The organism is Piscibacillus salipiscarius (assembly GCF_042685285.1).
GTDB lineage: Bacteria > Bacillota > Bacilli > Bacillales > Alkalibacillaceae > Piscibacillus > Piscibacillus salipiscarius.
The window spans coordinates 18,311-43,181 of sequence record NZ_JBHUMZ010000008.1 but is presented as its reverse complement, the minus strand read 5'-3'; the positions used below and the strand labels follow the sequence as shown (position 1 = coordinate 43,181).

Genomic DNA, 24,871 nt, shown 5'->3' with positions numbered 1-24,871 from the left:
GTAAACCTCCTAATTAAAATGAAAATTTGATAATAATGAGAATAAGAAATAATTTAAAAACAATATCGCAAATGCCATCGTATTCGCATGCGCTAAATCTTTTCCAACTGATTTATTCACAACTTTTCTATAGATGATAAACCCATATAAAATAATGACAATAAATGAACCAATCGTTTTTGGGTCAATCCAATAAAATAGCTCGTTGGCCATATATGCCCATACAACTCCTAATATAAGAGAAATGAACAATAAAGGTGTTGAAATAATGATTAATAAAAATGACCATTCTTCCATTTGCCCTAAACGACCTAACTTTTTAAGTGTCCGTCCCCACTTTTTCTCCTTCAACATCTTAAATTGTAATAAATATAAGACAGAAAAAGCAAAAGATATTGTAAACAGCGTATAGGATAAGAATGCTAGCACAATATGAAATAGCAATAATTCACCTATAAACTGATCTCCAAACGTATTACCACCACTTGTTAAATGTGAAACTAAAAAGACTAACATAATGATGAAGCCAATCACATTCATCACAAACACTAAAAAGTCAACTTTAAAAAAGTAATTGACTACTACGGATACCAAGAGTATTAACCAAGCATAAAAATAAAGACCTTCCGTTATACTCAGTATAGGCAATGTCCCTGTAATATAAATCTCTCTAAATAAAAAAATGGTCTGTAAAAACCAAACCAATAAAAGTAACCAGAAGGCCATTTGATTGGCCTTCCGGTCTTGCTTAACAAAATCATAGAAATACATCATTAAACTTAATCCATATAATATAACGATTAATTCATAAATTCTTAAGTCTTCAAAGGCACTCATGTGAGTTTCCCCTTATTAACGATGTTGAATCGCTTGTATTAAGCCTGATAAAGGTAATGAACGACTAACTTCCTCATGAGACTGATGTTTTGAATTTTGTTTTCTAAGCTCCTCTTCAACCTCATCGTCAATGCCAAACACTCGAATAAATAATTTAAGCATATCATCCGCATGCTCTTCTCCAGCCATTTCTTTAGCTTGAAGAATTGGTTCTTTAAGCATTTGATTAATAATACTTTTCGTATGTTTATTTAATACCTTTTTCTCACGAGCCGTTAAATCAGGCATTTTACGTTCAATGGATGCCATTGTTTGTTCTTGAATTGTTAAAGCCTTTTTACGTAGAGCTGAAATAATTGGCACAACACCTAATGTTGTTAACCATTCTTCAAACTCATCCATTTCGGCTTCAATCATTTCATCAATTTGAGCTGCCGCCTTTTGTCTTTCTGATAAGTTTTGATCAACAATGCCTTGGAGATCGTCTATATCATATAAAAAGACACTATCTAAATCATTAATGGCGGGATCAAGATTACGCGGAACCGCAATATCTACAAGAAAAATTGGCTTCCCATTTCTCTTTTTAATAAGTGAAGACATTTGTTCCTTAGTCAGTACATAATCTTGAGTCCCGGCAGATGTAATTAGAATATCAGCATCTTTTAATGTGGACTCAAAATTCTCTAAAGGAATGGCTTCACCATTAAAGCGATTCGCAAGTTCTTCAGCTTTTGAAAATGTTCTATTAACGACAGTTACACGATCAACACCACTGCCGTGTAAATTTTGTACAGCTAATTCACCCATCTTGCCAGCGCCTAAGATGACAACGTGTTGATTCTTTAAATCGCCAAAAATAGTTTTCGATAATTCTACAGCTGCATAACTAATAGATACCGCATGTTCACCTATCTCTGTATCACGATGCCCTTTTTTAGCTGCAGTAATCGCCTGCTTGAACAATTGATTAAAGATGAGTCCTGAAGCCTCACGCACTTGCGCAACATGAAATGCTTGTTTAACTTGTCCCAAAATTTGAGTTTCACCTAAAACCATGGAGTCTAAACCAGCTGATACACGGAATAAGTGGCGAATTGCATCTTGATCTTCATAAATCTCTACATGTTTTGTCACTTCATCAAGATCCACATCGAACCAATTTGATACGAAGCGCTTCACATAATAACGACCAGTATGCAACTGGTCTGCCACAACATATAATTCCGTTCTGTTACAAGTTGAGACGATAACATTTTCTAGGATGCTCTTTTCTTGATTCAGAGCAACCATCGCATCGCCTACTTGATCCTCTTTAAAAGCTAACTGTTCCCTTAATTCAACTGGGGCTGTCCGATAGTTTAAGCTTACTACTATGACATGCATACCCTTCACCCCTTATCTATACGAACCATTCTTATAATGTTAGTATACCAATAAAGTCGTTTTTATTACGTTTAAAAACATGAACATAATATGAAAATTTGTGATAGTATTAATTTAGAATAATTATTATCTACTAATACAAGGTTAACACATGGCCATTTAGCCTTCAAGAAAACTGATTTTAGGAGCGTATCTCATGAACCAACAAAAATCTTTTTTAGGTATTATTCTAATTGGAATCGGTATTTATTTCTTATTACAACAATACTCCATCCCATTTTTATCGCGTTTTGATACGTGGCCAACCATACTTATCATATTAGGAATCGCGTTCTTATTCAATGGTTATACACAAAAACAACATGATAGTATTTTCCCTGGAGTCGTTTTACTCGGGTTAGGTATTCATTTTCATGCACTGACACATTCCGTACAATGGATTGACCATTGGGGTATGTATACCTTAATTATTGGATTTGCTTTTTTATTACGTTCTCAAAAAACAAACCAAGGTATGGTGATCGGTCTCATATTTATTATCATTTCATTTATGGCCATTACATCTATTGCAATGCCTGATTGGTTCAGTTGGTTTGATTTTGTGTTTGTGCAGCTCGAGAAGTTTTGGCCAATCCTGCTCATTCTAATCGGAAGCATTTTATTATTTAAAAAGTAACATCTTGTGAGGTGCGAAATTTATAAATTTCCTCCAAACAAAAAGGACTTTCTCAGCCACTTTTTGCTAAGAAAGTCCTTTTTCAAACTCATACTATGAAATAAACCCGCTTAAATGTCTCCAAGCTTGATCCTTACCTTCACCAGTCTCGGCAGAAAAAGCAACCAGTTGGTCTTCTGGCTCTAAATCTAACGCTTCCTTAATAACTTTATAATGCTGATCTCTCTTGGCCTTTTTTACTTTATCCAGTTTTGTCGCCACAACCAAAACAGGAAGTTCAAAATGCTTTAAAAAATCATACATAATAATATCATCTTCAGTAGGAGGATGGCGCATATCAATCAGTAAAACCGTTGCTTCAAGAGTTTCCCGCTCTTGGAAATACTCTTCCATCATTCTCCCCCAAGCTTCACGTTCCTTTTTTGACACTTTGGCGTAACCATATCCAGGTACATCTACAAAAAAGAACGACTCATTGATCTTATAGAAGTTAAGAGTTTGTGTTTTACCTGGTTTTGAAGAGGTTCTCGCTAAGCTTTTACGCTGAATCATCTTATTGATAAAAGATGATTTACCGACATTGGACCTGCCTGCTAATGCAATTTCAGGCAATCCGTCATTCGGATATTGTTTTTTACTAACAGCACTTATCACAATTTCAGCCTGTGTTACTTTCATAATAAATTCTCCTTAGGAACAACACGTATTACTGTTTATTAGGTAGTAGAGCATGTTCTAGTACTTCATCTAAATGTTTAACTTTAATAAATGTTAACCCTTCTCGAACGCTTTCCGGAATTTCTTCTAAATCTTTATCATTCTCAGCTGGCATAATAATGGTCGTTAAACCAGCACGATGGGCGCTAAGTGATTTTTCTTTTAAACCACCAATAGGGAGAACTCGACCCCGTAATGTGATTTCACCTGTCATACCCACTTCTTTACGAACAGGTCTTTCAGTTAAGGCAGACACGAGAGCTGTTGCCATCGTAATACCAGCAGATGGCCCGTCTTTTGGAGTTGCACCTTCTGGGACGTGTATATGAACATCATATTTTTCGTGAAAATCTGGTTCTATTTCAAGCTCATCTGCACGTGAACGAATGTAACTAAAAGCAGCTTGAGCTGATTCTTTCATAACATCACCAAGTTTACCGGTAAGGGTTAATTTACCCGTACCTTTTGATAATGAGATTTCAATGGATAGCGTATCGCCCCCTGCTTGTGTATAAGCAAGACCAGTTGCAGCTCCAATTTGATCATCGACTTCAGCTTGTCCATATCTAAAACGCGGTTTTCCTAATAGTTCGTCTAATTTTTTCTCTGTTACAACCACTCGTTTCTTCTCTTCAGCAACGATAATTTTGGCTGCTTTACGGCAAATCGATGCAAATTGACGCTCTAAGTTACGCACACCTGCTTCACGAGTATACATTCTAATCAGTTTTAAAATGGCTTCATCACGGATTTGCAGTTGCCCTTTTGATAGACCATTTTCTTTAAGCTGTCTTGGAAGAAGGTGTTCTTTTGATATATGAAGCTTCTCAAGCTCTGTATATCCCGCAATTGAAATGACTTCCATACGATCAAGTAATGGACCAGGAATTGTCTGTAAATTATTAGCAGTTGCAATAAACATGACTTTCGACAAATCATATGGTTCTTCAATAAAATGATCGCTGTAAGAATGGTTTTGTTCAGGGTCTAACACTTCTAACATAGCCGATGATGGATCGCCTCTGAAATCACTTGCCATTTTATCAATTTCATCTAATAAAAAGACTGGATTAATGGTTTCGGCCTTTTTCATTCCTTGAATAATGCGTCCAGGCATAGCACCTACATAAGTTCGTCTGTGACCTCGAATTTCAGCCTCATCTCTTACGCCACCTAACGATGCTCTAACAAAATGGCGATTGATCGCTCGTGCAATGGACTTTGCTAGTGACGTTTTACCGACACCTGGTGGTCCCACTAAGCATAAAATAGGGCCTTTTATAGAATTCGTTAATTTTTGAACTGACAAGTATTCTAAAACGCGTTCTTTAACTTTATCTAAACCATAGTGATCTTCATTCAAAATTCGCTCAGCTCTGTTAATTTCTAAGTTATCTGTTGTTTCATTTGTCCAAGGTAACGAAACAAGCCACTCAATGTAGTTACGTATAACTGAACTTTCAGCAGATGTTTGAGGAACTTTCTCATAACGGTCAAGTTCTTTTAAAGCAACGTTTTCAATTCGCTCAGGCATATTAGCTTCATCTATTTTTTCTTTTAACTCAGCCACTTCGCCAGTTTTTCCATCTTTTTCACCAAGCTCTTTTTGAATCGCTTTTAGTTGCTCCCTTAAATAATACTCACGCTGGGTTCGTTCCATTGAACGTTTAACGCGTTGACCAATCTTTTTCTCCATACTTAAAACTTCTTTTTCATTATTAATTAGTTGAATAATGAAATCGAGTCGTTCAGGTATATAGACTATTTCAAGCACTCGCTGTTTTTGTTGGATTTTTAATGAAAGATTGGAACTAATCATATCAGCAAGGCGACCAGGTTCATCAATATCTTTTACAGAATCAAATGTCTCCTGATTTAACTTCTTTGATATTTTAGTGAATTCATAAAAATCATTAATGAGCATTCTCATCATGGCTTGTTGCTCAAGGTTCTCACCTTGCTCATCGTCTAGTGATTCATACTCAACAATAAAAAAGTCATCTTCTTTATTGAAAGCTTGTACTTCTGCACGATGTAAGCCTTCAATTAAGATTCGCCTTGTTCCATTTGGTAGCTTAACCATTTGTTTGATTTCAGCAACAGTTCCAGTTTGGTAAAGGTCGTCTTTTGTTGGCTCATCTAAAGACGTTTCTTTTTGAGTTGCTAACAGTATATGATGGTCTTTCATCATAGCATCTTCTAAAGCTTTTATTGATTTTTCTCTTCCTACATCTAAATGCATAACCATTGATGGATAAACAACAACGCCACGCAATGGTAGGAGGGGGATATCTGTATGTTTATCTGTTCCCAATGATGAACACCTCCAAGATTTTCCGTACTTTAATCATATAGAATTCCAATCATGTTGTAAATTGTTCTTATGCTTTAAATAAACCACTCTTATTATGTACTAATTATTAGAAATAAATAAACTCGCCAAGCTGGCGAGTTTATTTAAGGCCTAACTGTTTGAGTTTTAAGCACTTTCTTTAGGCTCTTCATTCTGATCAATTACCGAACCATCCTTCATGACTAACTTTGGTTTACCGTTATCGAGTTTGACTGTATCTTTTGTAATAATACATTTCTCAATATCATCACGCGAAGGTAAGTCGAACATCACATCTAACATAATACCTTCAATAATGGATCTTAACCCACGCGCTCCTGTTTTTCGTTCAATGGCTTTATTTGAAATTTCACGTAAAGCTTCTTCTTCAAATTCAAGCTCTACATCGTCAATTTCAAATAACTTTTCGTATTGTTTAACTAGAGCGTTTTTAGGTTTAGTTAGGATTTCAACTAATGCATCTTCATCTAATTGTTCAAGGCTTCCGATTACTGGAAGACGGCCAATGAATTCTGGAATTAATCCATAGCGTAATAAGTCTTCAGGAAGAACCTTTGTTAATAAATCTTGTTCATTGACATTGGCGTTATTTGCTTCAGCACCAAATCCAATGACTTTATCACCGAGCCTACGTTTAACAATTTGATCGATGCCGTCGAATGCACCACCAACCACAAATAAGATATTAGTTGTATCGATTTGAATAAATTCTTGATGAGGATGCTTACGTCCGCCTTGAGGTGGTACGCTTGCTTGTGTACCTTCAAGAATTTTTAGTAAGGCTTGTTGTACACCTTCACCTGATACATCTCTTGTAATTGACGGGTTCTCGGATTTTCGAGCGACCTTATCAATTTCATCGATATAAATAATACCTTTTTCAGCTTTTTCTACATCATAGTCTGCTGCTTGAATTAGTTTTAGTAAGATGTTCTCAACATCTTCACCTACATAACCCGCTTCAGTTAATGACGTTGCATCTGCAATAGCGAAAGGTACATTAAGAATTCTTGCTAATGTTTGTGCAAGTAATGTTTTACCACTACCTGTTGGTCCAAGTAATAAGATATTACTTTTAGCCAATTCAACATCATCGTTTTTTACATTATTTGAATTAATACGTTTATAATGGTTATATACCGCAACTGACAAGGACTTCTTCGCTTTTTCTTGACCAATCACATAATCATCAAGGATTTCACAAATCTCCTTAGGTTTTGGTACATCTTTGAATTCTTCCGTATCTGTTGAACCTAATTCTTCTTCTACAATTTCAGTACAAAGGTCAATACATTCATCACATATATAAACGCCTGGTCCTGCGACTAACTTACGCACCTGATCTTGCGTCTTTCCACAAAAAGAGCACTTAAGTTGCCCTTTCTCTTCATTAAATTTAAACATTATTTCACCCCATAAAAATCAAAGTTTTATCTGTATGTTAACTAGATGTCATATTATTGTTTGTATAAATGAATTCCGTAATTCTCATTATGTACTTGAAAATTAAATTAGTCAAAAGAAAAACTTACAATCATCTTATGCTTTGTTTTTGAAAAGTTACACACCTTTTCCGAATATGTAGATGTTACTTATTGAAAAACAAGGCACGTTCAACACGCGCCTTGTTTTAATTATTATATAGTTTTGCTTTCTTCAACTAAGAAGTCAATTGCTTTTTTCATTTTAAGATCATCTTTAAGCATGTCAGTATTTCCGCCTAACATTTGCTTTAAGTTATCAACATCTGTGTTGTACATAGAGGCCATTTGTTCTAATTCTTTTTTAACGTCTTCTTCTGTTACCTCTAAGTTTTCAGCTTCTGAAATAGCTTCTAAAGTTAGATTAGTTTTAACACGTTTCTCAGCGTCATCTTTCATTTGTTCCTTAAGCGCATTTTCATCTTGGCCAGTGAACTGAGCGTACATGTCTAATGATAGACCTTGCATTTGTAGACGCTGCTCAAATTCCTGCATCATACGATCAAGTTCTGAGTCAACCATTGCTTGTGGAATGTTCATTTCTGAGTTGTCAGCTGCTTGATTAACTAGTGATTCACGTTTTTCAACGTCAGCATCATTTTTCTTCTCTTCTTCTAAACGTTCACGAGTTTTATTTCTTAACTCATCTAACGTTTCTACTTCTTCATCAACATCTTTTGCGAACTCATCGTCAAGTTCAGGTAATTCTTTTGTTTTAATGTCATGAATTTTAACTTTGAATGTAGCTTCTTTACCCGCTAACTCTTCTGCTTGATAATCTTCTGGGAATGTTACAACAACATCTAGTTCTTCTCCAGCTTCTTTACCAACTAGTTGCTCTTCGAATCCAGGAATGAACTGACCAGAGCCAATTTCTAATGAATGGTTTTCTGCTGCTCCACCTTCAAAAGCTTCGCCATCAACAAAACCTTCAAAGTCAATAACAGCTGTGTCACCTTCTTCGATTGTTCCTTCTTCTTTAACAACTAGCTCTGCTTGTTTTTCTTGAAGTGATTTTAATTCTTCTTCAACATCTTCATCTGTGACAGTTGTATCTTTTTCTTCAACTTCAAGACCTTTATATTCACCTAATGTAACTTCTGGCTTAACCGTTACTTCAGCAGTAAATACTAATGGTTTTCCTTTTTCAATTTGTTCAATATCAACATCAGGACGATCAACCGGAGTAATACCTGCTTCTTCAACTGCTTTCATATAAGCATCAGGTAAGACAATGTCAACCGCATCTTGATATAATGCTTCAACACCGAAACGTTTTTCGAAAATATTACGAGGTACTTTACCCTTACGGAATCCAGGTACCTGCACATCTTTAACTACTTTTTTAAAAGCTTGATCTAAGGCTTTATCAAATTCATCAGTGTCGACTTCAAACGTTAAGACACCTTCATTGCCTTCTTTCTTTTCCCATTTTGCTGACATAAAAACTTCCCTCCAAAAAACTATTTATTCCAATATTTTTTACATAGCGATCATTAAATCTCACTATTCATGCATAATGCAACCACTATATTATAACATAGAAATTTATCCGTTCAATAATCTAAACTAGAAAATGTCAATCCTCAATTTGAGAGAAATATAATTTTTCTAGTTGCTCAATCTCATCCATCCACTTCCTAGTATTTTCAGTTATGTATGTAGGGTGTTCGTCTTGATTTAAATTCAAATATTTCTCAGCTAATTTAGATACCGCTTCAGCGATTTCACTCGGTTCAGCATCAATAGGCGTTAATGGGTATAAAATATACAAAAATCGAAACAAAATCTGCTTTGTAAATTGGTATAGAGTAGGATCATCATGTTCAATTTCTTCTAATTCTATTAAACAAGTCTTTGCAAATTCTGTTTCTAGTACATCAGGTAATTCATAAGGCTTTATCCACTTAGACCGATCAAATTTAACAATTTCAATTTGATCTTCAATGCCTTCATCTATACACCATTGTAAGATACCAGTTTTAATAACTGGATTAAGCTGAGCGTCACTTAAATATGGTACTAATCGATCTAAATATGGTTCAATTGAATGTTTACGATGGTATGATAGCAAATTCCATTGTTCCTGGAAATTACCACCTTCGAGTGAATCCAAAAAATGTTCCATGTGTTCGGACGAATCTCGCTTAGGAGTTTGCTCTTGAAACTGTTTACTCATATCATACAATTGTTTAAATGGCTCTTCATATTCAACTGGGATGGATTCATGATTTTGAATTTCATCTAAGAGATCAACGAGTTCGGCATATTGACTATTTTGAAATAAGATCGTCAAATAAATATGTAAATACTTATAATAATTCTCATCATCTTCTCGCATCAGTTTCCGGCAGAGACCAATTGCTTGCTCATATTGACTGGTTTCAATTAAACAAATTACTTTTGCCGTTAAAATATCATTTGATGCTTCATCGAACGATTCTAATTGCTCAATATGTAATAAAGCTTCCTTATAATTCTTATGTTTCACTGCTTCAAACGTCTTTGCCTCTAACTCTTTTCTCCATCCCGGGAACATGACGACGTCTTGTTGTTCATAATCCATAATAAAACCATCCCGTCTTAAATAATTTCCCTGTTAACATAATCTACCCATAATCACCTCATTAAAAACATAATGTGTAACCTGTAATTAAAAATTACAGATACCTATTTATCTATATCATACATGATTACGGTTCTATTTAACACAAAAATAAGGCCAAACTCTTAAGTTAAATTGATAAACTAAGAGTTCCAGGCCTCTTTGTACAAATTGAATCAATTAAAAGTTTAGAAAGGATATTCACGATATTCTTTTTGAATCGAAACCCATTTTGTCATCGTAAATTCTTCAACAATCCACGGATTACCAAAACGACCTAACCCGCTTTCTTTAGCGCCACCAAATGGTACTGTTGGGTGATCATTAACGGTTTGATCATTTATATGGGTCATACCACTTTCCACTTGACGTGCTAATTCCTCACCTTCAGTTAAATCCTCAGTAAAGATAGCTGAGCTTAATCCGTAAGGTGTGTCGTTAGCCATTTCAATTGCCTTATCATCAGATTCGGCCTTTATAATGGTCGCAATAGGTGAGAATAATTCTGTTTGCGCAAGCTCACTACCATTATCAACGTCAATAAATACAGTCGGCGTAAGTAAATTTCCGTCCCTCGACCCTTCTAATGCCACCTTGGCCCCGGCATTTTTAGCATCTTCTATAATCTTCGAGGCTTTATCAGCTTGCTCTTCATTAATAAGTGGCCCCACAATCGTTTCTGGATTAGTCGGATCTCCGCATGGAATAGCCTTAACTCGTTCAACAAACTTTTTTACAAACTCATCATAATGATCGTGATGGACAATAAAACGGTTTATGGACATACAAATTTGTCCTTGGTGAATAAATTTACCAAATACCGCTGCATCTACTGCCTTATCAACATTGGCATCTTTTAAAACGATAAATGGATTATTTCCCCCAAGCTCTAATGCTACACGTTTGAGCATACCACCAGCTATTTTACCTATATGTTTACCAACAGGTGTCGACCCTGTGAAACTAATAAGCTGTGAATGAGGACTTTCTAACATAGCATCACCAATCTCATCAAGATCTGTTAATAGGCAATTAAACACACCTTTTGGTAACCCTGCATATTCGAACGCTTTTGCAATAATCGAACCTCCGGACATCGCTGTTTGCGCATCTGGTTTATGAACCACACTATTACCAAGAGCAATCGCAGGTGCGATCGTTCTCATTGATAAGTTCATCGGAAAATTAAATGGTGATATTGACGTAATCACACCAAGTGGTAATTTGTGAACACGGTTCACTCGGTTCTCTATACCCGCAGGTACTTCTTCTACTTTGTCTAATTCATCAGGCATGGTCAATGCTTCCTTAACCAACCCTATTGTTAAATCAACTTCCACATTCGCCTTTATGACACTCCCACCAGTTTCTCTAGTGATGATATCAATTATGTCATCACGATTCTGTTCATAAAATTCAATGACTTTATTTAATACTTGCTTTTTCTCTTCAGCAGATGTTTTAGCCCAACTCTTCTGTACCTCTTTTGCTTTTAAAAAAGTATCTTCTAACTGATTTAATGTCGCGAGCTTAATCGTTTGTAACTCTTCTCCGTTATACGGATTTTGATTATTAAACGTCCGGCTACTCTGCCCTTCAACCCACTCTCCATTAATAAAACTTTTATTTAAAGTTGTAAAATCCAACTACCACACCTCTTTCTTGTCATTTAGACAAAACTTATTCTTCCAACTTTTTGTCATCATTATTCAAACATAAAAAGTTGCACAAACTACAAAGAGGCTTTATAATTATAATTTTGAAAATGATTGTTTAACTAGAAAGGAGGAAAGCAGCTATGGGTCTTGTTGTAGTCGAAATCTGTGACGGAAATCTAATCGCTCAAGTTAACTTAGAGGAAATACTGGAGGAAGAATATCCAGAAGTGGCAGTGATAGAAAATAGCTGCCTTTCCTTCTGCGGACTTTGCGCTGTTAGACCTTACGCATTAGTCAACGGCAAAAGAATCTTTGGGAAAGACACTGAAGATGCCATAACTAAAATTAAAAAAGCCATTGAAGACGAATTAGCAGTCTTTTTCTAATAGTGAGCGGAGGGGCGACGAGTGAAATTAGGTACGATTCTTAAAAACAGTTTATTACTACCTAAGAAAGATGCTTTGTTTAAATTAAATCGCATGAACATGAGAGATACACTCGTGTTCATCAACCTATTATTTTTAATTTTATTCTTACCCGATGCAATAAGATTTGTTCAGAATGTTAAAGATACAAACGGTTCGATCCCAGATGTTGTGATTATTCAAGTGGTTTTCTTGTATCCAGCTTTAACGATCTTTTTAACCACATTAATTGTTACAGCTTTAGCTGGTATTTCTTATTTAATTAGAAATAGTTTAAATAGAAAACTAGCTTATCATCAATTATGGAAAATGACATCTTATGCTTTAACTTGGCCAATCATCATTTTCTTGTTCATTAAAATTTTTATGTTAAATTTGTTATTTATTTTAATATCCATTGTCATATTTCTTTATTTAATAACAAAAATGATTTTGATTTATCCTAAACGCCATAAGTAAAAGGCCTGACCAGTACGAAACTGATCAGGCCTTTTTAACGTCCCAGGAGAGATTCGAACTCCCGACCTACGGCTTAGGAGGCTGACATTATACTCTTCCAAAAAAGGATCCTACTACCATATCCTTCCTTTTAGTTGCTACTATCTCTCCAGTCTAAAGTAGTCAATAAATTATTCTCTGATAATTGAATAACTTTATTCTTTTTCAAAGTATCTTGAGTTTCTTTGTTATACATGTTTATTAGATCAATCGCTATAAACACTTGTTTAGACATTGAATTATAAAAATCAATGATTTGCTCTACTGCTTCTTTTTCAATGTTTTTAAACAAGAAAGAATCATGAATGATAAATGGTAGTCTAGTTAGTAATAATACAGCTAAATCAAATATCAATAAGTTTGAGTATGCTTTACCAGTACCAGTATTATTAGATATTTTGTATTCATATGATGTGTATGTTAAATCTAATTTAGGAGCACTTCTTTTATCCTCATGAACTAAATCATTTACCTCCTTAATCTTTGAATTAATTTCTTTCTCTATATCTTTTACTATCTTTTCTTTTATTTCATCAAGATCTTGTTCCTTAGCCTTTACATCTGACTTAATAACAGACAACCTTAAATAGTATTCATTTTCTAATTGTAAATTCTTTATTTCTGAGGTATGTTCAATTAACTTATCAATAAATACATTAAGCTCCTCATCAGGGTTTAATAATTGCTCTTGTCTGGAATTTAATTCGCTAATTTCTTTATCTAATACCTTAATCTTTCCATTCAATTCTTTCCTCGCTGTTTTTAGTTCATTACTTAGTATAGAGCTGATACCATTGTGAAAGGATTCTATATCAGTTAATTTTTCTATATTGACATTAGGGAAGAAATCTTTAAGGTTTTCAAACCCAGCATCAGCAGATTTCTTTATTTTTCTATTTGTCCTATTTAATCTAGACCTAAGATATTCTCGCTCCTCAAGCAACTTATTTTTTTCTTCCCTCACTTTAATTAACTCATCAGAGACTATTTCGCTAACATTTATAGAGGGACTGTAAGCCTTCTTACCAACCTTTTCAATCTCCTTAGTAAGTCTTTCAATTTCTTTTAAATTCTTTTCATATTTCTTTTTTGTGATCTTAGGAATAAATTTAAAATTACCTGCTTTATTCAATACTTTCTTTTTACTTTCTAATGTCTTTAATTCCTTATCTTCATTAGCAATCTCCTCATATTTGTAAAACAGCTTGATTAGGTTTGAAACTGTTTCACTAAACTTTTGATTCGGTACATTATGGAGAGGCTTTTTTACATCATGATTATTTTTGCCCCACACTCTTGAGAAAGTGCTAACAATAGATCTAAAAGTTAAATAATCTGATTCTAGCTTGTACAAACTCTTTAATTTTTTTGTAAAATCCCCAACCTTCATCTGATCTAATTGCTCATAATTGCTGTTACTTTCATATACTATATCTGGCTCCTCAGTGCCCCTAATAAAGTAGTATTCAACCCCATCAAATTCAAACTTGAATAAGAAATCATGATGACCTAATTTTTCTGCCATATCCTTGTTATGTGAAGTATATGTATTACCACCAAAAACAAAATCTACAATCATTAGTAAAGTTGATTTACCAATTGAGTTTGAACCTTTATTGTCACCTAGCACTACATTTAGACCTTTTTGAAATTCAATTGCTTCCTCTTGAAATATTTTACTCTTAATTTTTGTTAACATATGAAACTACTCCTTTATCAAAATCCACTTTGACAGCATCAAGCAGATATAATACATCAAGTGAATAAATAAATTCATCTATTTCTTCAAATTGATCTCTTGTGCTGTAATACAAATCCTTAATAGTTATTTCACCATCTACTAAATACTCTAGAAGAATTGTTATCTTTCCAATCACTGACTCACTAAACCTAGTTACTTTACTTGGTAATAGCATTAAAACACCTCACAATTCTGAATGAAAAAGGAAATTATTATTCCACACGCACCTAAAGAGCTATTGCCTGTTACTTTGGATAACCACTCAGTTAATTGAGTGTAAATTACTTCTTGCGAGGTTTCTGTTTTTGTTAATGTGCTATAAAAAAGACTTACTTGTAAAGCTATTCTATGGAATGATTGCGGATAATTGCTATCTAACTGGCGAAATTGCTCTTGAATATATAAGTAGTAATCTCTTATTTCATTCCTTATCCTTCTTTTTGTTATAGGAGTTAGAGATTTATCTGCTTTTTCATCTAACCTTAAAGCATTCATCTCCAATTGCTGAGAATATCCTTCACCAAAGCCCTCTACTAGCGTAGTAATTACTTCTTTAATTTCATTCTCAATATGGTGATCATGGTACTTTGTCCTTGTTTCATTCTTACTCAGAATATTTTTCTTAATGCTAAATAATTCTCTATATTCTTCTACTGTTCTAGGATTATCAAATTCTTTATGACAATCGCGACATAAAGCAATAATATTATTTAAATGATTTACATCCTCATGTAATTTTTTCTCACCCTTTAACAGTTTCTTTTCCTCTTCTGTAGGGTTAAGGGGATATATATGAGCACCTTCCCATCTCTTATATTTCCTACCTTTTTTTTCATAAATAAGAGGCTTAGCACAAATTGGACATAAACTGTCAACTTCAGAAAGTAAAATTGCATTCTCATGCTTGCCTAGGGGTTTTCTTTCAGCCATAAAACTCACACCACCTTTAATACAAAAGTACAACTTAGTACAATATTCGACAAAACCATAAAAAATCCTCTTTTTACCAAATAATTAAATAAAAAAGAAGCTAGAATTACTGCTCTAGCTCCGCTGATTGTCCTTTATAGTGTATTTGCATATCAATCTCTGCCTTGTGATTTCCAACCCTCTTATACTCAATCTTGTCTATTACAGATGACAACAATAGATTCATTTCTTTTGCTTCTAAGTTTAACTCACATTTTAAACAAGCTCTTAGCCTGATTAAGACAGCCTCTAGCTCTTTTACTATTTCACCATTATCCTACTATTCAATTTTTCTAACTGTACCTCAGTATGCTCTCTTTGAGCTTTTAACTGCTTTTTTTAATTCTGTGCATCTTCTTCAGTAAAAATTTCAGCGATATAATCTTGATGAACCTTTTTGATACTTGACTTGATACTCTTTAGATTGTTAGTTAATACATTTTTCTCATCTAGAGGATTACTCTTAATTTCCTTAAAAGTTTATTACTATCCTCTAGGTAAAGTAACACTATAAACCCTACAAAAAGCTAGTAGAAGAAAAATTCTCTCAAGTTATCAATAACTTCCTCAACATCTATATCCAAGTATTGAGTAGTAACTGCTAGGCTTGAATGCTCAAGAGCTTTTGATATTAAAGCAAGATTTACCCCCTTGCCCAACAAGCTATTTGCATAACCTCTTCTAAGAGCATGAGGGTTAATATTCTAGAGATTATAGCTCTTTGCATATTTGCTTAATTGTTTTGAAATTGCATTGTTAGTTGATTTTGTTTTTAATGATGTCCCTTTACAGCTAATAAATAAATTAGAAATCTTTTCACCATATTGAGATCTTAATGGAGGTACTAAAACTATGCAGGAATATTGTAGGGAAAAAAGATGCCACACAGAGTTATAATCTGCGTTAGCATCCTTTATCTGTGCAAAACCCTAGTTAAAAAGGTTTAGCACAGATAGTTTGTTAACGTCCCAGGAGAGATTCGAACTCCCGACCTACGGCTTAGGAGGCCGTTGCTCTATCCTGCTGAGCTACTGGGACAGACACTTATTTATTAAACCAATCATTAAGAGATTTTTCAAGCCCTTTTTTATCCAGCATACTTATCTAAAACACGGTCCACTGCGGAACCATACATCTCACCAAAAATATTTAAATGAACAAGCAAATAATATAATTGATATAACTCCTTAATATCATCATAGTAAGAGCTTAATGGATAAATTTCTTGATAGGCTTGATAAAACTTCTTTGAAAATCCACCAAATAGCTCTGTAAACGCTATATCAAAATGCCTGTCACCATATAAAAATGAAGGATCAATTAAATAAGGTTTACCATTAGATCCTGTTAACCAGTTCCCACCCCATAGATCACCATGTAAATAAGTGGGTTTAATTTCTTTTGGAATAAACTGATTTAAATCAGTAATAATTCTTTCTAACTTCTCTCTTCGCCTGCCAGTTAAGCTACCAAGATCAACCCCAATTTCAAGCTGAGTTTTTAACCGACATTCTTTATAATAGTCCACCCATTCATTATAGAGTGTGTTTGGTTGTTTAAGTGTACCTATATAAGTGTCATGATGAACACCATGCCTAGCTGCGTTAGTTTGATGCAATTTCGCCAAACCTTGACCCAATTCATATTCAGTGTTTGAATTTTTTTCACCTTCTACCCATTCCATAACTAAATAAGCTCTCCCTGGTTGATCTGAATGTGCGTAAACTTTAGGAACTTGAATAGTCTGGGTTGATCTAATTAATTCTAATCCTTCTTTTTCATAAGCAAAGAAATTTTCTGGTGCATTCGGGTGATGCTTGATGAAATAAGTTTGACGTGCTGTTCTTACAAAAAAGCTTTCATTGATTGAACCACCACTAACAGGTTGTTGACTCACGATATCACTTTTGTCTTGTGCATGATGTAATGCCATTTGAATAATGTCTCTCATTACAATTCACCCTATTTAACTAGATTATGGTTTATATTCTAACAAAAAGGGTATGTTGTTGGTAACAAAGTCGTAAGTAAAAGGGGTGGAATGGATGCATTTTTTAAATAATGACCAATTAATCAGTGCATATATCAAATCCATAAACCTTGAATTAGAACTAGATTTCATCGAACTATTAGAGCAAGAATTATATATGAGGAAAATTAACCCTGATACAGTCAGGCTTATGATTGGTTAAATATAGTACTGCTGACTCTCGCTTTTTATAGTGAGAGTTTTTTGTTTATGATCCTTTGCTCAATTTTACGAATGATTTTTTGTTAATTGATAAAGATATAATTAAGAATTAGACAAATAGTTTCGGAATATGGAGGGCTTACAAACATGCGAGATACTTTCTTTATCGTGCTCTTAGTCTTTGCGATCTTGAATTTAATTGCAACAGTCGTCACAAGTATGGTTATATCTTCAATCACACAGCAACCAAAACCTGAGCAATCAAAATAATTAGGAACATAAAAAAAGCTCAATCTCTTAATGGCTAAAGAGATTGAGCACATTTTTAAAATGGCGTCCCAGGCAGGATTCGAACCTGCGACCCACAGCTTAGAAGGCTGTTGCTCTATCCTGCTGAGCTACTGGGACTTATGTATTAAAACAAAAAATGGAGCGGGTGATGGGAATCGAACCCACGACATCAGCTTGGAAGGCTGAGGTTTTACCACTAAACTACACCCGCATAATATGTAGTAAATAATAATTATGTAACTGACGCATCTAATCTACTAACACTATGCCCCTGCATCTACCAGTTTATTCGAAGATGTTTTATGCTTCGGGGCAACTCGTAGCAAACTCATAGTAGTTTTGCTCGTCACTACACCCGCATAATATGTAGTAAATAATAATTATGTAACTGACGCATCTAATCTACTAACACTATGCCCCTGCATCTACCAGTTTATTCGAAGATGTTTTTATGCTTCGGGGCAACTCGTAGCAAACTCATAGTAGTTTTGCTCGTCACTACACCCGCATAATATGTAGTAAATAATAATTATGTAACTGACGCATTCAGTCTACTGATCACTATGTCCATTATTTAAATGTATCTTTATACATTTCTGTTGCGGACAAGAATTATTATATAAAAATTTCCTCGCACATGTCAACCTATATTAAGAATTAATTTAAGAAACTGGGTTATCTCCCCAGCTTCTAATTATAATAAATCTTTTATTTGTTTCAGCATTTGGTCTAAGGCATATTTTCGATGACTAATCTGATTCTTTACCTCAGGTCCTAGTTCAGCCATAGTATGATTATAACCATCTGGAATAAATATAGGATCATATCCAAAACCTTCTGTACCTTCTGGCGCTTCCGCGATCCTTCCTTCACAACGACCTTCAGATATAATCGTCTCTTCTCCAGGTCTCGAATAAGCGATGACAGATACAAAAGCAGCGTCACGATTGTTATTACCGTCTAAATTACTAAGTAATTTCATCATGTTATTGTCATCATTTTTATCTAAACCTGCATAACGTGCAGAGTAAACACCTGGCTCTCCATTTAAGGCTGTAACTGTTAAGCCAGAATCATCCGCCATAACCGGCACATCATAAGTTTTAGAATACGTATCAGCTTTTAGCCTAGCATTCTCTTCGAAGGTAGTTCCTGTTTCTTCAACATCCCCTACATTTTCAAATGCATCTATCAAACTCACCATCTGAATATCTAATGAATTAAACATTTCTTGAAATTCTTTTATTTTCCCTGGATTTGTTGTTGCCACATAAACCTGCTTCATAGCTTACTCTCCTTTACTTTCCTTCACCTATTCGTTCTGCAACATCACCAAGTGCATCCTTTTGTATGGAGAACAATTCATTAATTCCCTTTTGAGCTAATGAAATTAATTCGTTTAATTGGTTAGGAGAGAATGTAGCTTCTTCACCTGTTCCTTGTAGTTCAACAAATTCATTTTGATCAGTCATGACAACATTCATATCAACTGATGCTGTTGAGTCTTCTTCGTAACATAAATCAAGGATTGAACTTCCCTCTTCAGTAACACCAACTGAAGTTGCGGCTAAGAAATGTTTAATCGGCATTTTTGAAATCTTCTCTTCTTTTAATAGCTTGCCACATGCTAAAGCAACAGCTACAAACGCCCCCGTAATAGAGGCGGTTCTAGTTCCTCCATCTGCTTGGATAACATCACAATCTACCCAAATCGTACGTTCACCAATTAAATCAAGGTCAATGACCGCTCTTAAAGCTCTACCAATTAAACGTTGAATTTCCATAGTTCGGCCTGATACCTTGCCTTTTGAAGACTCTCGAATATTTCTTTGCTCAGTAGCTCGAGGTAACATCGCATATTCAGCAGTGATCCAGCCTTTACCTTGACCACGCATAAATGGCGGCACACGATCTTCAACACTTGCGTTACAAATGACTTTTGTTTCTCCTACCGTGATTAATACAGATCCTTCTGGATGTTTTGTAAAATTAGTAATCATGTTAACTTCTCTTAATTGTTCGGCAGTTCGGCCGTCAGTACGCATATAAATCCTCCTGAACTAACTAAATATAATTGCAAATTTATTTTATTCTAATTACCTGTTTCTAAACACCACGCACAGTATATCATAAAAAAACTTATACTTCATTGCCTTGAAGTATAAGTTATGGCTAGGATAAAGTAATTTGTTTTAAAGAAGCACTCTTTAACTGAAATATTTCCTCTTTTAGATGCTGAAATACATTTAAACTTCCTGTAGTAAGTATGACGGGTTCTTCCAGTTTACCTTCTAGTGAATTGTACATATTATAAAATGTTAATAACGTACTTACTTCAAAACCTGTCTCTACAGCTGATGAAAGAACTGTAATTTGTTCCCCTACTACTTCTTCAATTAACGGTTGAATAATCGGGTAGTGAGTGCAACCTAAAATAAGCGTATCAAGATTAGGGTGGTCTTTAATGAATTCTAGACTTTCCTTCACGATTTCTAAAGCTCCAGGCTCTGTAAATTGCCCACTTTCAATTAATGGGACAAACTTAGGGCATGCTACTCCAACTGTAGTCAATGAAGGTTTAATACTTTTTAAAGCCGTTTCATATGCTTTACTTTTAATCGTGTTCTCTGTTCCAATTATTCCAACATGATTCGTCTTCGTTGCCTTAATGGCTGCCCTAGCTCCTGGTTCAATTACTCCCACTACAGGAATCGGAAGCTGCTCTTTTAACTGATTAATCACTAAAGCTGTTGCGGTATTACATGCAATTACTAACATTTTAATATCAAATGTCATGAGGTGTGTTACCATTTCCCACGTATATTGAATCACTTCATGTTCTTGTTTCGGACCATAAGGACATCTTAATGTATCACCTAAATAGATAAATTTTTCTTTTGGCAGTTGCCTTTTCAACTCATGTAATACAGTTAATCCACCTACACCAGAGTCAATAACCCCTATTGGTTGTTCCAAGTTCATTCTCCTTTATCTAGATGTTTCGAATTCTCTTCATGGAGTTTCATTTCGTCAAATAACTTAGACATCAGTATGTGTAATGACTTAATTTCATCTTGAGAAAAAGATTGTAGAACCTCTTGTAAATATAGTTGCCTTTTTTCAACGACTTCATGAATGATTTCTTTACCTTTATCTAATAAATGTATTCTTACTACACGACGATCTCTAGGATCACGAACACGCTCAATTAGTCCGTTTTTCTCCATACGGTCAACTAAATCAGTAGTGGTACTAAAAGCTAAATACATCTTTTTAGACAATTCACCAATCGTCAAATCTCCCGAATCTTTTAACCACTGCAGCGCAACAAATTGAGGTGGTGTAATCGGGTAATGATCTAAAATTTCACGACCTCTTTGTTTAATGATATGCGATATGTAACGAATACTTTTTTCCAATTCAGTAATCGTTTTTGCATCGATCGTTGATTGCACAGGATTTCCTCCTCAAAAAAAGTCTATGTACATATTCTCACGTTTTTTGTAGAAAAATTCAAGTAAATCCTTGTTTTTGTCATCTTAATTTAAGATTTAACAATAACTGATGTATAAGTCTTGAAAGTAAAGGAACCGGCTAGTTTACAGCCGGTTCAAATTACAGCTGAATCTCGCCAAGTCGAATCAACTCGACAACAGCTTGAGAACGCCCCTTCACTTGTAATTTTTGAATGGTGTTTGAGATATGATTTCGCACAGTCTTTTCTGAAATAAACAATTGTTCAGCTATTTCCTTAGTTGTCTTATCCTGTACAAGCAATTCAAAAACTTCTCTTTCTCTTTTGGTCAGTATATTAGTAGGACGATATTTTTTGCTATCCAAACGGTAACCCCTCCTCTATCAAAGAGTGAGCTACTTGTTCCTTATGAGGAATTACTTAGTCATGATAGTTTATGTAAAAGACCTTAATTTGGTTCAAACATTTAACTACATATTTACAGATTCTCTTAATGTTGATAGTTGTGCCCTCTGGTGATCGTCAAATGGTACTGATCTTCCCGTTTTAGGATTAATTTGAACTACTGTTCCACGCCCCGTGAGACAAAGTTCACTTCTCTGATTAATCGCCATGTAATGTATATCAACCGAACTATTACCGACATTTGATGCTTTAACATAAATAGATAATTCATCACCAAAAAACACTTGCTTCATGTAATCACACTTTAAGTCACCAACTACTGGTACTTTATTTTGTTCTTCAGCTAGGTGTCCGAATAAGTTAAGGTGATTAAAATATTTTATTCTTGCTTCCTCAAAATAGATAAAAGGTGAGACATTATTCATATGGCCAAACATATCCGTTTCAGAAAAACGAATCTCAATTTTTGAAGAAAACTTAAAGTCTGCTCTCCATTGATTTAAATCTTCGATGTAACTAGGTAATCTCATAGCGTTGCCCTCCCAGAAAAATGAATACTCATTCATTTTTTATTTTAAATGAGGGGCTGACTTATTTCGTCAGCCCCTTTAAATGATTAGTCTTAAACTTGTTGATCACTACCGAAGAAGTTTCTGAATGAATTTACAGTAGCTTCACGGTTAAGTGCTGCGATTGATGTTGTAAGTGGAATACCTTTTGGACAAGCCTGTACACAGTTCTGTGAGTTACCACAGTTCTGAAGTCCACCGTCTCCTGTTACAGCATCCATACGTTCCGCTTTATGCATGGAACCGTTTGGAGTAGAGTTGTGTAAACGAACTTGTGATAAGGCAGCTGGACCAATAAAGTTAGATTTACTGTTAACATTAGGGCAAGCTTCTAAACATACACCACAAGTCATACATTTAGATAATTCATAAGCCCATTGACGCTTGGTTTCTGGCATTTTTTCACCAGGACCTAAGTCGTGCGTACCATCAATTGGAGTCCAAGCTTTCACTTTCTTAAGTGAATCAAACATGCGACTACGATCAACAGCTAGGTCACGAATGACTGGGAAAGTATCCATTGGTTTTAAGCGAATTGGTTGTTCAAGTTGGTCAACTAAAGCTGTACAAGACTGTCTAGGCTTTCCATTAATGTTCATGGAACAAGCACCACAAACCTCTTCTAGACAACCCATTTCCCAATGTACAGGTGTTGTTGGTTCTCCTTTAGCATTTACTGGATTTCGTCTAAGTTCCATTAATGCAGAGATCACGTTCATATTACGTCTATATGGTATTTCGAATTCTTCTTCGTAAGACTGTGAATCAGGGCTATCCTGACGTTGTATAATAAGTCTTACTGTTTTTGTTTCTTCCGCCATCAGTTTTACCCCCTTTTATTTTGATTTAGAATAGTCACGCTTACGAGGTTCGATTAGTGAAGTATCAACCTCTTCATAAGTAATATCTGGACCATTTTTCTCAGGGTTAAAGCTAGCTTTTGTTGTCTTTAACCACTCTTCATCATTACGTTCAGGGAACTCAGGCTTATAATGTGCCCCGCGACTTTCATTACGATTATAAGCACCGATTGTAACAACTCTTGCTAATTGAAGCATATCTTGAAGCTGACGAGTAAACATGACACTTTGGTTACTCCATCTAGATGTATCAGCAAGATTAATATCTTTCCAGCGTTCCATCAGCTCGACAATTTTCTCATCTGTCTTCTTGAGCTTTTCGTTTTCACGAACCACTGTTACGTTATCCGTCATCCATTCACCAAGTTCACGGTGTAACTGATATGGATTTTCACTACCTGAAGTCATGTTCATTAAACCTTCAAATTTCTCTTGTTCTTCTTTAAGCTTTTCATCAAATAATGAAGAAGTTTGATCATCAGCAAGTTCATCTAAACCATCAATGTACTTAACAGCGTTAGGTCCAGCAACCATACCACCATAAATACAAGATAGTAATGAGTTAGCACCTAAGCGGTTAGCACCGTGGATTGTATAATCAACTTCACCCGCTGCAAACACACCAGGAATGCTTGTCATTTGATCAAAATCAACCCATAAGCCACCCATTGAATAGTGTACAGCTGGGAAGATTTTCATTGGAACTTTACGTGGATCATCTCCAACGAATTTCTCGTATATTTCAATGATTCCACCTAACTTAACATCTAACTCTTTTGGATCTTTGTGAGACAAGTCTAGGTAAACCATGTTTTCCCCGTTAATACCTAGCTTCTGATTAACACAAACATCAAAAATTTCACGTGTTGCAATATCACGTGGTACTAAGTTTCCATAAGCAGGATACTTCTCTTCTAAGAAATACCAAGGCTTACCATCTTTGTATGTCCAGACACGACCACCTTCACCACGAGCCGATTCACTCATTAAGCGGAGTTTGTCATCACCTGGAATAGCTGTTGGGTGAATTTGAATAAACTCACCATTCGCATAAGCTGCACCTTGCTGATAAAGTCTAGAAGCTGCAGAACCTGTATTAATAACAGAGTTAGTAGATTTACCAAAGATAATTCCTGGACCGCCTGTTGCAACAATCACTGCGTCTGCTTTGAAAGCTCTCATTTCGTGAGAACTCAAGTCCTGCGCAATGATACCGCGCGAGCGCCCATCGTCATCTAAAATAGAAGAGATGAATTCCCATCCTTCATATTTTGTTACCAATCCGTTCGCTTCATGGCGACGCACTTGTTCATCTAAAGCATATAAAAGCTGTTGTCCTGTTGTTGCGCCCGCGAATGCAGTACGGTGATGCTGCGTCCCACCAAAACGACGGAAATCTAATAGTCCTTCTGGTGTACGGTTAAACATAACACCCATACGTTCTAACATATAAATAATTCCCGGAGCTGCGTCACACATAGCTTTAACTGGAGGTTGGTTCGCTAAGAAATCTCCCCCATATACCGTATCATCAAAGTGTTCCCAAGGTGAGTCACCTTCACCTTTCGTATTAACGGCACCGTTAATACCACCTTGTGCACAAACGGAGTGAGAACGCTTTACTGGAACAAGTGAAATTAAATCGACGTGTACACCAGCTTGAGCAACCTCTATTGTTGCCATTAAACCAGCTAAACCGCCGCCCACAATAACGACATTTTTGTTATTACTCAT

26 protein-coding genes and 3 tRNA genes are annotated in these 24,871 nt (G+C 35.2%); 5 read left to right on the top strand and 24 right to left on the bottom strand.

Going from position 1 to position 24,871, the window contains the following annotated elements:
* Nucleotides 1-9: 9 nt before the first annotated feature.
* Together ACFSW4_RS01540 and hemA are read right to left on the bottom strand one after the other, a co-directional pair.
* Nucleotides 10-837 carry a cytochrome C assembly family protein gene (locus ACFSW4_RS01540; protein WP_054753467.1) on the bottom strand — a complete coding sequence of 276 codons (828 nt, stop codon included), beginning with the start codon at nt 835-837 and terminating at the stop codon, nt 10-12.
* A 15-nt stretch (nt 838-852) separates the two neighbouring features.
* Complete coding sequence (gene hemA / locus ACFSW4_RS01535) at nt 853-2,223, bottom strand: glutamyl-tRNA reductase (protein ID WP_377327016.1); 1,371 nt, start codon at nt 2,221-2,223, stop codon at nt 853-855.
* A 196-nt stretch (nt 2,224-2,419) separates the two neighbouring features.
* Here hemA and ACFSW4_RS01530 point away from each other — a divergent pair, with 196 nt between their 5' ends.
* Nucleotides 2,420-2,899: a LiaI-LiaF-like domain-containing protein gene (locus ACFSW4_RS01530; protein ID WP_377327014.1), complete on the top strand. Its 480-nt coding sequence runs from the start codon at nt 2,420-2,422 to the stop codon at nt 2,897-2,899.
* 93 nt (nt 2,900-2,992) lie between these two features.
* Here ACFSW4_RS01530 and yihA read toward each other — a convergent pair whose 3' ends face one another.
* The 6 genes from yihA to ACFSW4_RS01500 all read right to left on the bottom strand — a co-directional run bounded on the left by yihA (nt 2,993) and on the right by ACFSW4_RS01500 (nt 11,701).
* Nucleotides 2,993-3,577: a ribosome biogenesis GTP-binding protein YihA/YsxC gene (yihA, locus tag ACFSW4_RS01525; RefSeq protein WP_377327012.1), complete on the bottom strand. Its 585-nt coding sequence runs from the start codon at nt 3,575-3,577 to the stop codon at nt 2,993-2,995.
* A 28-nt stretch (nt 3,578-3,605) separates the two neighbouring features.
* Complete coding sequence (gene lon, locus ACFSW4_RS01520) at nt 3,606-5,864, bottom strand: endopeptidase La (protein ID WP_377327119.1); 2,259 nt, start codon at nt 5,862-5,864, stop codon at nt 3,606-3,608.
* Between the two features lie 231 nt (nt 5,865-6,095).
* Nucleotides 6,096-7,373 (bottom strand): ATP-dependent protease ATP-binding subunit ClpX, encoded by a 1,278-nt coding sequence (clpX, locus tag ACFSW4_RS01515; RefSeq protein WP_377327010.1) that lies wholly within the window; start codon nt 7,371-7,373, stop codon nt 6,096-6,098.
* Nucleotides 7,374-7,606: 233 nt separating this feature from the next.
* Complete coding sequence (gene tig / locus ACFSW4_RS01510; RefSeq protein WP_377327008.1) at nt 7,607-8,893, bottom strand: trigger factor; 1,287 nt, start codon at nt 8,891-8,893, stop codon at nt 7,607-7,609.
* A 136-nt stretch (nt 8,894-9,029) separates the two neighbouring features.
* A complete protein-coding gene (locus ACFSW4_RS01505) occupies nt 9,030-10,016 on the bottom strand; it encodes a hypothetical protein (protein WP_377327006.1) in 987 nt (328 codons plus the stop codon).
* A gap of 227 nt (nt 10,017-10,243) precedes the next feature.
* Nucleotides 10,244-11,701: an aldehyde dehydrogenase family protein gene (locus ACFSW4_RS01500; protein WP_377327004.1), complete on the bottom strand. Its 1,458-nt coding sequence runs from the start codon at nt 11,699-11,701 to the stop codon at nt 10,244-10,246.
* Nucleotides 11,702-11,853: 152 nt separating this feature from the next.
* Between ACFSW4_RS01500 and ACFSW4_RS01495 the strand changes: the two genes are divergently transcribed.
* The gene (locus ACFSW4_RS01495) at nt 11,854-12,099 is read left to right on the top strand and encodes a DUF1450 domain-containing protein (protein WP_377327002.1); all 246 of its coding nucleotides are present in this window, start codon (nt 11,854-11,856) and stop codon (nt 12,097-12,099) included.
* A gap of 21 nt (nt 12,100-12,120) precedes the next feature.
* Complete coding sequence (locus ACFSW4_RS01490) at nt 12,121-12,597, top strand: DUF1189 family protein (protein ID WP_054753477.1); 477 nt, start codon at nt 12,121-12,123, stop codon at nt 12,595-12,597.
* Between the two features lie 130 nt (nt 12,598-12,727).
* On the opposite strand, the gene ACFSW4_RS01485 is transcribed toward ACFSW4_RS01490, so the two are convergent.
* The 6 genes from ACFSW4_RS01485 to ACFSW4_RS01460 form a co-directional block, all read right to left on the bottom strand.
* Nucleotides 12,728-14,335, bottom strand: coding sequence for a DUF2326 domain-containing protein (locus ACFSW4_RS01485; RefSeq protein ID WP_377327000.1), 1,608 nt, complete (start codon nt 14,333-14,335; stop codon nt 12,728-12,730).
* A complete protein-coding gene (locus tag ACFSW4_RS01480; RefSeq protein WP_054753485.1) occupies nt 14,319-14,552 on the bottom strand; it encodes an ABC-three component system middle component 7 in 234 nt (77 codons plus the stop codon). The genes ACFSW4_RS01485 and ACFSW4_RS01480 overlap by 17 nt, the downstream gene beginning before the upstream one ends.
* Complete coding sequence (locus tag ACFSW4_RS01475; protein WP_377326998.1) at nt 14,552-15,307, bottom strand: ABC-three component system protein; 756 nt, start codon at nt 15,305-15,307, stop codon at nt 14,552-14,554. The genes ACFSW4_RS01480 and ACFSW4_RS01475 overlap by 1 nt, the downstream gene beginning before the upstream one ends.
* A gap of 566 nt (nt 15,308-15,873) precedes the next feature.
* On the bottom strand, nt 15,874-16,047 hold the full coding sequence (locus ACFSW4_RS01470) for a tyrosine-type recombinase/integrase (protein WP_377327117.1): 174 nt from the start codon (nt 16,045-16,047) through the stop codon (nt 15,874-15,876).
* A 263-nt stretch (nt 16,048-16,310) separates the two neighbouring features.
* Nucleotides 16,311-16,384, bottom strand: a tRNA-Arg gene (locus ACFSW4_RS01465).
* 49 nt (nt 16,385-16,433) lie between these two features.
* Complete coding sequence (locus ACFSW4_RS01460) at nt 16,434-17,297, bottom strand: fructosamine kinase family protein (protein ID WP_054753487.1); 864 nt, start codon at nt 17,295-17,297, stop codon at nt 16,434-16,436.
* A 94-nt stretch (nt 17,298-17,391) separates the two neighbouring features.
* Here ACFSW4_RS01460 and sda point away from each other — a divergent pair, with 94 nt between their 5' ends.
* Both sda and ACFSW4_RS01450 read left to right on the top strand, forming a co-directional pair.
* Nucleotides 17,392-17,538: a sporulation histidine kinase inhibitor Sda gene (gene sda / locus ACFSW4_RS01455; RefSeq protein WP_279401607.1), complete on the top strand. Its 147-nt coding sequence runs from the start codon at nt 17,392-17,394 to the stop codon at nt 17,536-17,538.
* Nucleotides 17,539-17,684: 146 nt separating this feature from the next.
* Nucleotides 17,685-17,807, top strand: a complete 123-nt coding sequence (locus tag ACFSW4_RS01450) for a hypothetical protein (protein WP_279401608.1) — start codon at nt 17,685-17,687, stop codon at nt 17,805-17,807.
* A 61-nt stretch (nt 17,808-17,868) separates the two neighbouring features.
* Here the strand turns inward: ACFSW4_RS01450 and ACFSW4_RS01445 are convergent.
* The 10 genes from ACFSW4_RS01445 to sdhA all read right to left on the bottom strand — a co-directional run bounded on the left by ACFSW4_RS01445 (nt 17,869) and on the right by sdhA (nt 24,871).
* Nucleotides 17,869-17,945: transfer RNA gene (locus tag ACFSW4_RS01445), tRNA-Arg, on the bottom strand.
* Between the two features lie 20 nt (nt 17,946-17,965).
* Nucleotides 17,966-18,039 (bottom strand) — tRNA-Gly (locus ACFSW4_RS01440).
* Nucleotides 18,040-18,522: 483 nt separating this feature from the next.
* Nucleotides 18,523-19,113 (bottom strand): XTP/dITP diphosphatase, encoded by a 591-nt coding sequence (locus ACFSW4_RS01435; RefSeq protein ID WP_377326996.1) that lies wholly within the window; start codon nt 19,111-19,113, stop codon nt 18,523-18,525.
* 13 nt (nt 19,114-19,126) lie between these two features.
* On the bottom strand, nt 19,127-19,873 hold the full coding sequence (gene rph, locus ACFSW4_RS01430; protein ID WP_054753489.1) for a ribonuclease PH: 747 nt from the start codon (nt 19,871-19,873) through the stop codon (nt 19,127-19,129).
* A 127-nt stretch (nt 19,874-20,000) separates the two neighbouring features.
* Complete coding sequence (gene racE / locus ACFSW4_RS01425) at nt 20,001-20,804, bottom strand: glutamate racemase (RefSeq protein ID WP_054753490.1); 804 nt, start codon at nt 20,802-20,804, stop codon at nt 20,001-20,003.
* A gap of 2 nt (nt 20,805-20,806) precedes the next feature.
* Entirely contained in the window at nt 20,807-21,283 is a 477-nt protein-coding gene (locus ACFSW4_RS01420) for a MarR family winged helix-turn-helix transcriptional regulator (RefSeq protein ID WP_054753492.1), read from the bottom strand.
* Nucleotides 21,284-21,443: 160 nt separating this feature from the next.
* On the bottom strand, nt 21,444-21,668 hold the full coding sequence (locus ACFSW4_RS01415) for a helix-turn-helix domain-containing protein (protein ID WP_091774439.1): 225 nt from the start codon (nt 21,666-21,668) through the stop codon (nt 21,444-21,446).
* Nucleotides 21,669-21,773: 105 nt separating this feature from the next.
* Complete coding sequence (locus ACFSW4_RS01410; protein ID WP_377326993.1) at nt 21,774-22,238, bottom strand: acyl-CoA thioesterase; 465 nt, start codon at nt 22,236-22,238, stop codon at nt 21,774-21,776.
* 92 nt (nt 22,239-22,330) lie between these two features.
* The gene (sdhB, locus tag ACFSW4_RS01405; RefSeq protein WP_054753496.1) at nt 22,331-23,098 is read right to left on the bottom strand and encodes a succinate dehydrogenase iron-sulfur subunit; all 768 of its coding nucleotides are present in this window, start codon (nt 23,096-23,098) and stop codon (nt 22,331-22,333) included.
* Between the two features lie 15 nt (nt 23,099-23,113).
* Entirely contained in the window at nt 23,114-24,871 is a 1,758-nt protein-coding gene (gene sdhA, locus ACFSW4_RS01400) for a succinate dehydrogenase flavoprotein subunit (RefSeq protein ID WP_377326991.1), read from the bottom strand.

Coding starts and splice junctions, on each gene's coding strand:
- ACFSW4_RS01480 (WP_054753485.1), bottom strand. CDS start 14,552: ATGCTATTACCAAGTAAAGTAACTAGGTTTAGTGAGTCAGTGATTGGA.
- rph (WP_054753489.1), bottom strand. CDS start 19,873: ATGCGTACTGACGGCCGAACTGCCGAACAATTAAGAGAAGTTAACATG.
- ACFSW4_RS01540 (WP_054753467.1), bottom strand. CDS start 837: ATGAGTGCCTTTGAAGACTTAAGAATTTATGAATTAATCGTTATATTA.
- ACFSW4_RS01410 (WP_377326993.1), bottom strand. CDS start 22,238: ATGAGATTACCTAGTTACATCGAAGATTTAAATCAATGGAGAGCAGAC.
- ACFSW4_RS01505 (WP_377327006.1), bottom strand. CDS start 10,016: ATGGATTATGAACAACAAGACGTCGTCATGTTCCCGGGATGGAGAAAA.
- ACFSW4_RS01485 (WP_377327000.1), bottom strand. CDS start 14,335: ATGTTAACAAAAATTAAGAGTAAAATATTTCAAGAGGAAGCAATTGAA.
- sda (WP_279401607.1), top strand. CDS start 17,392: ATGCATTTTTTAAATAATGACCAATTAATCAGTGCATATATCAAATCC.
- tig (WP_377327008.1), bottom strand. CDS start 8,893: ATGTCAGCAAAATGGGAAAAGAAAGAAGGCAATGAAGGTGTCTTAACG.
- ACFSW4_RS01435 (WP_377326996.1), bottom strand. CDS start 19,113: ATGAAGCAGGTTTATGTGGCAACAACAAATCCAGGGAAAATAAAAGAA.
- ACFSW4_RS01495 (WP_377327002.1), top strand. CDS start 11,854: ATGGGTCTTGTTGTAGTCGAAATCTGTGACGGAAATCTAATCGCTCAA.
- ACFSW4_RS01475 (WP_377326998.1), bottom strand. CDS start 15,307: ATGGCTGAAAGAAAACCCCTAGGCAAGCATGAGAATGCAATTTTACTT.
- sdhB (WP_054753496.1), bottom strand. CDS start 23,098: ATGGCGGAAGAAACAAAAACAGTAAGACTTATTATACAACGTCAGGAT.
- sdhA (WP_377326991.1), bottom strand. CDS start 24,871: ATGAGTAATAACAAAAATGTCGTTATTGTGGGCGGCGGTTTAGCTGGT.
- hemA (WP_377327016.1), bottom strand. CDS start 2,223: ATGCATGTCATAGTAGTAAGCTTAAACTATCGGACAGCCCCAGTTGAA.
- ACFSW4_RS01450 (WP_279401608.1), top strand. CDS start 17,685: ATGCGAGATACTTTCTTTATCGTGCTCTTAGTCTTTGCGATCTTGAAT.
- ACFSW4_RS01530 (WP_377327014.1), top strand. CDS start 2,420: ATGAACCAACAAAAATCTTTTTTAGGTATTATTCTAATTGGAATCGGT.
- lon (WP_377327119.1), bottom strand. CDS start 5,864: ATGGTTATGCATTTAGATGTAGGAAGAGAAAAATCAATAAAAGCTTTA.
- yihA (WP_377327012.1), bottom strand. CDS start 3,577: ATGAAAGTAACACAGGCTGAAATTGTGATAAGTGCTGTTAGTAAAAAA.
- clpX (WP_377327010.1), bottom strand. CDS start 7,373: ATGTTTAAATTTAATGAAGAGAAAGGGCAACTTAAGTGCTCTTTTTGT.
- ACFSW4_RS01460 (WP_054753487.1), bottom strand. CDS start 17,297: ATGAGAGACATTATTCAAATGGCATTACATCATGCACAAGACAAAAGT.